Raw genomic sequence first — 8859 nt, 5'->3', positions numbered from 1 at the left:
GGCCGCCCCGGGGGAGGAGGGCGGCCCGGACGTCGGTGGGGCCCGCCATGGCCGACGGCACGATCGGCCGGGCTCGGCCATGGCCTTGGCGCCGCGACCGGCGGGGCTCGGCTACGGCCGGCGCCACCGTCGGCGGGGGCCCGCTGTCACCGCCTCAGGGAGGGTCGATCCCAGTGGCGGTGTGCCCCGATCGCCTCGGCGAAGGCCCGGGCGAAGCCCTCGCCCGGCGCCGTCGGTTCGGCGCAGGTGACCACGCCCCGGTCGGCCACCGGGTCACCGCCGTTCGAGGCGACCGTGACCGTCTCCGGCAGCAGGCCGGCCAGGGCCGGCACGCTCGCGCCGAGCGCGCCGATGGCCTTGCCGTGCCGGTAGGCGTTCTCGACGAACCGGAGCGCGGCGTCGTCGGCGAGCGGATCGCCGGAGCCGAGCCCGCCCGACGGCAGCAGCACCGCGTCGTACAGCACCGAGGCGACCGTGGGCAGCGCGCGGTCCACCGCCAGCGCCGCCCCGCCCGCGCCCGCGACCTCGCCGTCCCTGGGGGCGATCATCTCGACGATGGCTCCCTGCGCGGTCAGCGCCCCGCGCACGGCCTCGGCCTGCCCGGCGTCCACCCCGTCGGAGACCAGCACGGCGACCATCCGGGTGGTGATGGAGCCGTCGCCCTTGTTGTTCTCGAAGCTCAGCGCGGGGGACGGGGCCGGCCGGGGGGTCTCCTGGCGCGGCGGCGGGGCGACGCCGATGCCCTCGGCGACGGCGCTCGCGAGGCCGTGGTCGACGCGTGAGAGCTGCTCGACGGTGCGCTCGCGCACCTGCATCGCGTTCACCTTGCCCAGCTCGAACCGGAAGGCGTCCACGATGTGCTGCTTCTCCCAGTCGGACATGCTGTGCCAGAACATCGCCGGCTGGGTGTAGTGGTCGTCGAAGCTGGGGCTCCGCTTGCGGATCTTGTGGCCGTCCACGCGCTCCGTGAGGTGGCGGAAGGCGGGCGTGTCGGGGTCGGCCAGGGCGGGGCAGCCGCCGCCGAGCGAGTTGGGGCTGTAGTTGGTGCCCCGGTGGATCTTGCTCTGGTGGAAGCCGTCGCGCTGGTTGGTGCGTACGGGCGCCACGGGACGGTTCACGGGGATCTGCGCGAAGTTGGGGCCGCCGAGGCGCAGCAGCTGGGTGTCCAGATAGGAGAAGTTGCGGGCCTGGAGCAGCGGGTCGTTGGTGAAGTCGATGCCGGGCACCACATTGGCGGTGTGGAAGGCGACCTGCTCGGTCTCCGCGAAGAAGTTGTCGGGGTTGCGGTTGAGCACCATGCGGCCGATGGGCCGCAGCGGCACCAGCTCCTCCGGAATGATCTTCGTGGCGTCCAGCAGGTCGAAGTCGAAGGAGTGCTCGTCCTCCTCCGGCACGAGCTGGACGCCCAGCTCCCACTCCGGGTAGATCCCGGCCTCGATGGTGTCCCACAGGTCGCGGCGGTTGAAGTCCGGGTCGCGGCCCTGGGCCTCCTGGGCCTCGTCCCACACCAGCGAGTGCACCCCGAGCTTGGGCTTCCAGTGGAACTTGACGAAGGTGCCCCTGCCCTGGGCGTTCACGAAGCGGAACGTGTGCACCCCGAAGCCCTGCATCATCCGGTAGCTGCGCGGGATGGCCCGGTCGGACATCAGCCACATGATGGTGTGCAGGGTCTCCGGCTGGAGGGAGACGAAGTCCCACAGGGTGTCGTGGGCGGACGCCCCGGTGGGGATCTCGTTGTGCGGCTCCATCTTCACCGCGTGGACGAAGTCGGGGAACTTGATGCCGTCCTGGATGAAGAAGACCGGGAAGTTGTTCCCGACCAGGTCGTAGTTGCCTTCCGAGGTGTAGAACTTCGTGGCGAAGCCCCGCACGTCGCGCACGGTGTCGGCCGAGCCGCGCGGCCCCTGGACGGTGGAGAACCGCACGAAGACCGGGGTGCGCTCCGACGGGTCCTGGAGGAACGCGGCCCGGGTGAACTCCGCGCAGGACTCGTACGGCTGGAAGTAGCCGTAGGCACCGGCGCCTCTGGCGTGCACGACGCGCTCCGGGATGCGCTCGTGGTCGAAGCGGGTGAGCTTCTCGCGGAAGTGGAAGTCCTCCATCAGTGTGGGGCCGCGTTCACCGGCCGTGAGGGAGTCGTCCGTGTGGTCGACGGTGACGCCCTGGTCGGTGGTCAGCGGCCCCCCGGCCGGGTCGTCGGCGCGAAAGGCGTCACGCTGTTCCTGCTTCGGGTCGGCCATGTGATGTCCTGTCCTCTCGGCTCGTGCTACCCGTCCGTATGCAGGTGACCCGCGAGACGAAACGAAAACGCCGGAGCGGCCGGCGGTTCCTCCCGATGCCGGACGAGACAACTCGCGTGGAGCAAGGGGACGGCCGCCGTCGCGGCTCGGAAGGCGGTGGTCCGCGCGGCGTTCCGGGGGGGGGACGGGCCGGCGCGGACGGTGCGGCGATCAGGGGACGGGCGGTGCCCGTGCCCACCGGCGCGGGCGTCAGGAGGCCGTGGTCTGCGCGGTGATGAGCCCGTAGAGCGCCGGCCTGCCCCCCTCGCGCAGGGCCCGGCGCTGCCGCTCGGCCCCCGTGCCCTCGCGCAGCAGCCGGTGCGCCAGCGACGCGACCTGCGGCAGGTCGCCGGACTCCTCGAGGGCGGGCCGGATGTGCCGCATCAGGTCGCGCACCACGTCGGTGGCCGCCGCGTGCGAGCCGCGGAGCCCCACCAGGTGGTGGCTCAGGCCCCGGCGCGCGGCGAGCCAGGTGGCCGCGCTCAGCAGCTCGGGCGGCGTGGCCGGCAGCGGCTCGCTGTCCTTGTCCTCCCGGATGGCCGTGGCGACCAGAGCGCGGACGATCCCGGCGAAGAGCACCGCCTCGTCCGCCCGCAGCTGCACATCGGCGGCGCGGATCTCCACCGTGGGATAGCGCTCCGAGACCCGGGCGTGCCAGTAGAGCTGGCCCCGGTCGTAAATCGTCCCGGTGTCGAGCAGGGCGTCGATCCGCCCCTCGTAGTCCTGGAGGTCGTCGAAGGCCGGCGGCGGTCCGCTGACCGGCCACCGCCCGAAGACCACGGTGCGCCAGCTGGCGAAGCCGGTGTCGGTGCCCAGCCACAGCGGCGAGTTGCCGGCCATGGCCACCAGCACCGGCAGCCAGGGGCGCACCCGGTTGAGCACCGTCACCGCGGTGTCCCGGTCCGGCACGGCCACATGCACGTGCATGCCGTTGACCAGCTGCTCGTCCACCAGGCGGGCGGCGTTCCGGCGCAGTTCGCGGTAGCGGTGCTCGTTCGTCACGGGCACGGGGACGGTGGGGGCGTCCGGGGCGGCGCCGCACGCCGCGAGCCGGCAGCCGGCCTTCTCCGCGGCGGCGGCGAGGGCGTGGCGCAGCCGCAGCAGATGGCCGCCGACGTCGTCCAGGGTCCGGCAGATGGGGGTGGCGACCTCCACCTGGGCCTGCAACAGCTCGGACTGCACCTCGGGGGCGCCGGGCCCGGCCTGTGAACTCACCAGGGCACGCACCTGCTGTCCGCGCGGCACCGGCATTCCGGTGTCCGGGTCGATCAGCAGGTACTCCTCCTCAACACCAAGGGTGATCACGCCCTATCCTGCCCCGCCACGCCCGCCGGAAACTGTGGCCATGGCCATGGCGGGGCGTGATCGGCAGGGGGCGCCGACGGAGGCGTGCGGGGGTGCAAGGGGCGCACGTGGGGGCGCACACACCCCGCTTCTCAAGGGCCGACGTGGACGTACGGCGTCCAGCGGAGCGGGTCCTCGGGGTGCCGGGCGCGCAGTTCCCTGACCGCGTGATGCGGGGCGAGCGCTGCGCCGTCCGGGTCGAGCGCGCCCCGCTCCGTCAGGGCCGCGTACACCGCGCGGGCGACATCGCGGGGGGGCGGACTCCCCCGCATCGCAGAGGCGCCCATCGCCCCCCGGGGCGGAATCGCGCCCCTGCCCACGGTCGGCGGGGAGGGCGGCGGCCCCGCCGGCCACCGGCTCCGGTCGGCGCCGGATACCGGCTCGCAACCCGGCCCCGGGGCCCCATACCGTGGCGCCCATGACCGGCCTCCCCGTCCCCGTCCCCGACGTCTGCGTCCGGGTGAAGCTCAACATCGGCGCCTGCGGCCCGTACGCGCACATCGTCGCGCACTTCGAGCCGCCCGGCCCGGACGGTGGGCTCGAGGTGCTCAACGCGGTGCCGAAGAGGGGTCTGCCCCCGGAGTACCTTCCGGCGCTGCGCGAGGGGCTGCTGGAAGGGCTCGACGGGGTGGCGGCCGCCGTACTGCTCACGGACGGCACGTATCACGAGGTGGATTCCTCCGAGCTCGGCTACCGGATCGCGGGCCGCCAGGCGGGCCGGGCGGCGCTCATCGGGGCGGGCCTGCTGCCGCCGGAGGAGGCCGACTCGCTGCGCTGGGCGTTCTGGCCGGGCCGGCTCCGCCCGTGGCCGGGCCACCGCCCGTCCGGCCGGCCGAGCCGCCGAGGGCAGGCGCGCGACCGGTCGCCCTGGTCGAACGGCTGACGCCCGGCAGGAGAACCGCTCCCCCACAGCCGACCCGAGAACACGGGCGCGGGCCCCCGCCGCGTACGACAACCGATACACCCTCGCATTCAATACATTCACGCATCCAATACACTCGCGTATCGAAAGCGGAAAGGCCGCGGGGCGGCACGTGCCCCGCCGGACGCGAGGGCGGATTCCATGGCGAGGTTGCTCTATCGGCTGGGGCGGTTCTGCTCCCGGCACCGCATGGCGGTGATCATCGGCTGGCTGGTGCTGCTGGCGGTGGCGGTCACCGGCGTGGTGGCCTCCGGAGGCCGCACCAACGACGAGTTCCGGGTGCCCGGCACGGAGTCCCAGCACGCCCTGGACGTGCTGAGCGACCGGCTGCCCGCCGCCAGCGGCACCTCCGCGCAGATCGTGTTCGAGGCGCCGCCGGGCGGGACGGTCACCGGCGACAAGGCCAAGGCGGCGATCGGCCGGACCCTGGTCGCCGCGGCCGACGCCCCGCAGGTGGCCGCGGTGGTCGACCCGTTCGCCACCGGCACGGTCTCGGAGGACCACCGGGTGGCGCTCGCGCAGGTGCGCTACTCCGTGACCCGCGACGAGCTCGCGGACGACTCGGTCGACGCCCTGGAGGAGACGACGGCGGCGGCCCGCGACGCGGGCCTGCGGGTGCTCGTCGGCGGCAACGCCTTCTCCTCGACCGGGGTGGAGGTCAGCGCCAAGGAGCTCATCGGCGTGGCGGTCGCGCTGATCGTGCTCCTGGTGACCTTCGGATCGGCGCTCGCCGCGGGGCTGACGCTGCTGCCGGCCCTGCTGGGCGTGGGCGTGGGGCTGGCCGCCCTGCTGTCCCTGACCGAGCTGATCACTCTCTCCTCGACCGCCCCGACGCTGGCCCTGATGCTGGGTCTGGCGGTCGGCATCGACTACGCGCTCTTCATCCTCTCCCGCCACCGCTCGCAGCTCGCGGAAGGCGAGGCGGTGCCCGAGTCCATCGGGCGGGCCACCGGCACCGCCGGCAGCGCGGTGGTCTTCGCCGGCCTCACGGTGGTCATCGCGATGGCCGGACTGGCCGTGGTGCGCATCCCGTTCATCACGATCATGGGCCTGGCCGCGTCGCTGACGGTGACGGTCGCCGTCGCCATCGCGGTCACCCTGCTGCCCGCGCTCATGGGGCTCGCCGGGGAGCGGCTGCGCCCCGGCCCCTCCCGCCGTCAGGCGAAGCGCGGCGACACCCGGGCAACAGGCCCCGGCAGTGACTCCGGCAGCGGCGAGGCGGCCCCGGAAGCCCCCGGCGGCGGCGCCCGGCCCCCGCTCGGCGTGCGCTGGGCCCGCGCCGTGACGGCCCGTCCGCTGCTGACCGTGCTCCTGGTCGTGCTGGGCCTCGGCGCCGTCGCGGTGCCCGCGAAGGACCTGAGCCTGGCCCTGCCGGACAACGGCAGCGCCGCCCCGCACACCAGCCAGCGGCAGGCCTACGACCTGGTCTCCCGCAGCTTCGGCCCCGGCTTCAACGGCCCGCTGCTCGTCGTGGTCACCCCCGACGGGGCCGACCGTGGCGAGACCGGCGCCGCGCGAGGTCAGCGGCTCCGGCAGGCGGCCACGGAGGTCGGCACCGCCCTCGGCGAGCTGCCGAACGTGAAGGTGGCGAGCCCGCCCCAGCTCAACCCGGACAACGACCTGGCCATCGTGCAGATCGTGCCCGGCACCGGCCCCACCGACGAGAAGACCCGCGACCTGGTGCACGACATACGCGACCGGGCGGGCGCCCTGGAGAAGCGCACCGGCACCGAGCTGGCGGTCACCGGCTCGACGGCCGCGAGCATCGATGTGTCCGACCGCCTGGCCGGGGCCCTGCTGCCGTTCGCCTGTGTCGTCGTCGGCCTCGCCCTCGTCCTGTTGCTGCTGGTCTTCCGCTCCGTCCTGGTGCCGGTGAAGGCCGCCATCGGGTTCCTGCTGTCGGTCGGCGCCGCGTTCGGCGTGGTGGTGGCGGTGTTCCAGTGGGGCTGGCTCGCCGATGCGCTCGGGGTGCACACCACGGGCCCGGTCATCAGCTTCCTGCCGATCATCGTCATAGCCGTGCTCTTCGGGCTCGCCATGGACTACGAGGTCTTCCTCGTCTCGGCGATCCGCGAGGACTACGTCCACTCCGGGCGCGCGCACGACGCCGTACTCGCCGGTTTCAAGCACTCCGCGCGGGTGGTGACGGCCGCGGCCCTGATCATGTTCTCGGTGTTCGCCAGCTTCGCGGCCAGCGAGGACGCTATCGTCAAGCCCATGGCACTGGCCCTGGCCGTCGGTGTGCTCGTCGACGCGTTCGTGGTGCGGATGACGCTCGTGCCGGCGGTGCTCGCCCTGGCCGGGGACCGGGCGTGGTGGCTGCCGCGCCGGCTCGACCGCGTACTGCCGCACGTCGATGTCGAGGGGGCGTCCCTGGACCGGCCGGAGCCCGCCGCGCCCGCCCGCGTACCCGTCACCTCGGAGGCACCGTGAGCTCATCCCACACCGGACGCACGGCCGGCGCCGGGGCGGTCGACAGGGCCGTCGGCGAGGCGGCCGGCGAGACGGTCGAAGGGGCCGTCGAGCCGGCGGGCGGGGAGCGGCCGAAGCGGGTGACCCGGCGCCGGGTGCTGACCCGGCAGCGCCTCCTGGAGGCCGCCCTGCAGGTCTTCGCCGAGCGGGGGCCGGAGGCCGCCACGGTGGAGGAGGTGTGCGAGCGCGCCGGCTACACCCGGGGGGCGTTCTACTCCAACTTCCGCACGATGGAGGAGCTCTTCACGGCGCTCTGCCAGTACCAGGCGGATGTGCTGCTGGACCACGCCCGGCAGGTGCTGCTGGAGGAGCCCGCCGAGTGCGGGCCCCCCGGCGGCGCGGACGGCACGAGCGCCCCGGACGGCCCCGACAGCCCCGACGGCACGCGCCGCCCGGGCGGTCAGGCCGCCACGACCTGCGCGGACGACGACGGCGTGGAGGCGGCCGTCGAGAAGTTCCTCGCGGTCCTCCCGGAGAACCGGGCGTGGTGGCTGGTGACGATGGAGTACCACCTGTACGCCGCCCGCCACCCGGAGAGCGCCGGCGCCCTCGCCGATCTGCGGCGGCGGTTCCGTGAGCAGCTGGCGCCGGTCCTGGAGACGGCGCTGGCCCGTACCGGCCGCCGGCTGCTCGTCAGCGCCGACGAACTGGCACGGGTGCTCATCGCCGTGCACGAGGGCGCGGTGGCGCAGAGCTATCTCGAACCGGACGACGTGCCGTACGAGCATCTGGACCGGCTCGCGCTGCCACATCTCGTACGGAGCCTGTCCGCGCCCATCGAGCCCTCCGACACGGAGTAAATCTGGCCGTCCGGGGAGCGAGCCGCCGCGCGGTGGGACAACAGCCGCGCGGCGGAGCCGCCGCCGGAAAAGAGCCCGGCGATACCCGACAGGAGATGTCGGGTATCGCCGATTGACTGGTGGCATGGTCACCAGTTGGGCGGATGTGCAGGCGGCGGAGCCCGAGCTCGCCGAGGTCGTCGAGAAGCGGTTCGGGGGGTATCGGCACCATGTGCTCGCCACCGTGCGCAAGGACGGTTCGCCGAGGGTGTCGGGGCTCGAAGTGGCCTTCCTCTTCGGCGAGGTGCTGTTGGGCATGATGCCGGGCAGCCGCAAGGAGCTCGATCTCCGGCGCGACCCGCGCTGCGCGCTCCAGGCCAACCCCGGGCCGGACACCTCCATGGGCGGCGGTGACGTCCGCGTCGGCGGGCGCGCCGTCGAGGTGACGGACCCGGACACGCTCCGGTCCTACGTCGAGGCGGTCGGGCCGCCGGAGCCCTTCACGCTCTTCCGTCTCGACCTCACCGAGGTGGTGCGGACCGGCGTGGAGGGCGCCGATCTCGTGGTGACGGCATGGCGGCCGGGCGGCCGGCTCCGTACGATCCGGCGTGGCACGGACGCCTCCCCGCCGCGCGAGGACACCTGAGCCCACCGCCGTACGGGCCCGGCTCCGGCGGCGCTCGCCGTGCCGCCCGGGCGCCCCGGCGGCCACGCGGGCGCAAAACGGACCCATGAGCCGCATTCATCCGCGACCCATGGGTAGGCGGCGGTCATCGACAACCGTAGGACGCTCGCAGAGGAGGCTTCCATGAGTGGCGACAAGAAGGCCCGTAACAGCGCCGACAAGCTCAAGGGCAAGGCCAAGGAGACGGCGGGGAAGGTGACCGGCAACGAGCGCCTGGAGGCCGAGGGCAAGGCGGACCAGGTCGAGGGCGACGTGAAGCAGGCCGGCGAGCACGTCAAGGACGCGTTCAAGCACTGAGAGCTCTCGGGCTCACCGGAGCCATACGCCGTCCTCGTACGGCGATCAGGGGGCGGGGGGCGCGGCGAACGAGCCGCGGCC

General features: G+C 73.8%; 8 protein-coding genes. 5 read left to right on the top strand and 3 right to left on the bottom strand.

Going from position 1 to position 8859, the window contains the following annotated elements:
- Nucleotides 1–146: 146 nt before the first annotated feature.
- The 3 genes from ACSNOD_RS24255 to ACSNOD_RS24245 form a co-directional block, all read right to left on the bottom strand.
- Complete coding sequence (locus tag ACSNOD_RS24255) at nucleotides 147–2240, bottom strand: catalase (RefSeq protein WP_436769158.1); 2094 nt, start codon at nucleotides 2238–2240, stop codon at nucleotides 147–149.
- 249 nt (nucleotides 2241–2489) lie between these two features.
- On the bottom strand, nucleotides 2490–3584 hold the full coding sequence (locus ACSNOD_RS24250; protein ID WP_436769157.1) for a carboxylate-amine ligase: 1095 nt from the start codon (nucleotides 3582–3584) through the stop codon (nucleotides 2490–2492).
- A gap of 131 nt (nucleotides 3585–3715) precedes the next feature.
- Complete coding sequence (locus ACSNOD_RS24245; protein ID WP_436769156.1) at nucleotides 3716–3856, bottom strand: hypothetical protein; 141 nt, start codon at nucleotides 3854–3856, stop codon at nucleotides 3716–3718.
- A gap of 185 nt (nucleotides 3857–4041) precedes the next feature.
- Between ACSNOD_RS24245 and ACSNOD_RS24240 the strand changes: the two genes are divergently transcribed.
- The 5 genes from ACSNOD_RS24240 (at nucleotide 4042) to ACSNOD_RS24220 (ending at nucleotide 8778) form a co-directional block, all read left to right on the top strand.
- Complete coding sequence (locus ACSNOD_RS24240) at nucleotides 4042–4506, top strand: hypothetical protein (RefSeq protein ID WP_436769155.1); 465 nt, start codon at nucleotides 4042–4044, stop codon at nucleotides 4504–4506.
- 180 nt (nucleotides 4507–4686) lie between these two features.
- On the top strand, nucleotides 4687–6978 hold the full coding sequence (locus ACSNOD_RS24235) for an MMPL family transporter (protein ID WP_436769154.1): 2292 nt from the start codon (nucleotides 4687–4689) through the stop codon (nucleotides 6976–6978).
- Complete coding sequence (locus ACSNOD_RS24230) at nucleotides 6975–7817, top strand: TetR/AcrR family transcriptional regulator (RefSeq protein WP_436769153.1); 843 nt, start codon at nucleotides 6975–6977, stop codon at nucleotides 7815–7817. Before ACSNOD_RS24235 ends, ACSNOD_RS24230 begins: the two co-directional genes overlap by 4 nt.
- 124 nt (nucleotides 7818–7941) lie before the next feature.
- The gene (locus tag ACSNOD_RS24225) at nucleotides 7942–8442 is read left to right on the top strand and encodes a pyridoxamine 5'-phosphate oxidase family protein (protein WP_436769152.1); all 501 of its coding nucleotides are present in this window, start codon (nucleotides 7942–7944) and stop codon (nucleotides 8440–8442) included.
- Between the two features lie 162 nt (nucleotides 8443–8604).
- Nucleotides 8605–8778 carry a CsbD family protein gene (locus ACSNOD_RS24220; protein WP_436769151.1) on the top strand — a complete coding sequence of 58 codons (174 nt, stop codon included), beginning with the start codon at nucleotides 8605–8607 and terminating at the stop codon, nucleotides 8776–8778.
- Nucleotides 8779–8859: the final 81 nt, after the last annotated feature.

Origin of the sequence: Streptomyces sp. URMC 123, from assembly GCF_051386515.1 — a bacterium.
Classification (GTDB): domain Bacteria; phylum Actinomycetota; class Actinomycetes; order Streptomycetales; family Streptomycetaceae; genus Streptomyces.
This window is presented reverse-complemented; position numbering and strand designations above follow the sequence as displayed.

Excerpts from the sequence above, each read along its gene's own strand:
- ACSNOD_RS24225 (WP_436769152.1), top strand. The coding sequence starts at position 7,942 with ATGGTCACCAGTTGGGCGGATGTGCAGGCGGCGGAGCCCGAGCTCGCC.
- ACSNOD_RS24235 (WP_436769154.1), top strand. The coding sequence starts at position 4,687 with ATGGCGAGGTTGCTCTATCGGCTGGGGCGGTTCTGCTCCCGGCACCGC.
- ACSNOD_RS24255 (WP_436769158.1), bottom strand. The coding sequence starts at position 2,240 with ATGGCCGACCCGAAGCAGGAACAGCGTGACGCCTTTCGCGCCGACGAC.
- ACSNOD_RS24220 (WP_436769151.1), top strand. The coding sequence starts at position 8,605 with ATGAGTGGCGACAAGAAGGCCCGTAACAGCGCCGACAAGCTCAAGGGC.
- ACSNOD_RS24240 (WP_436769155.1), top strand. The coding sequence starts at position 4,042 with ATGACCGGCCTCCCCGTCCCCGTCCCCGACGTCTGCGTCCGGGTGAAG.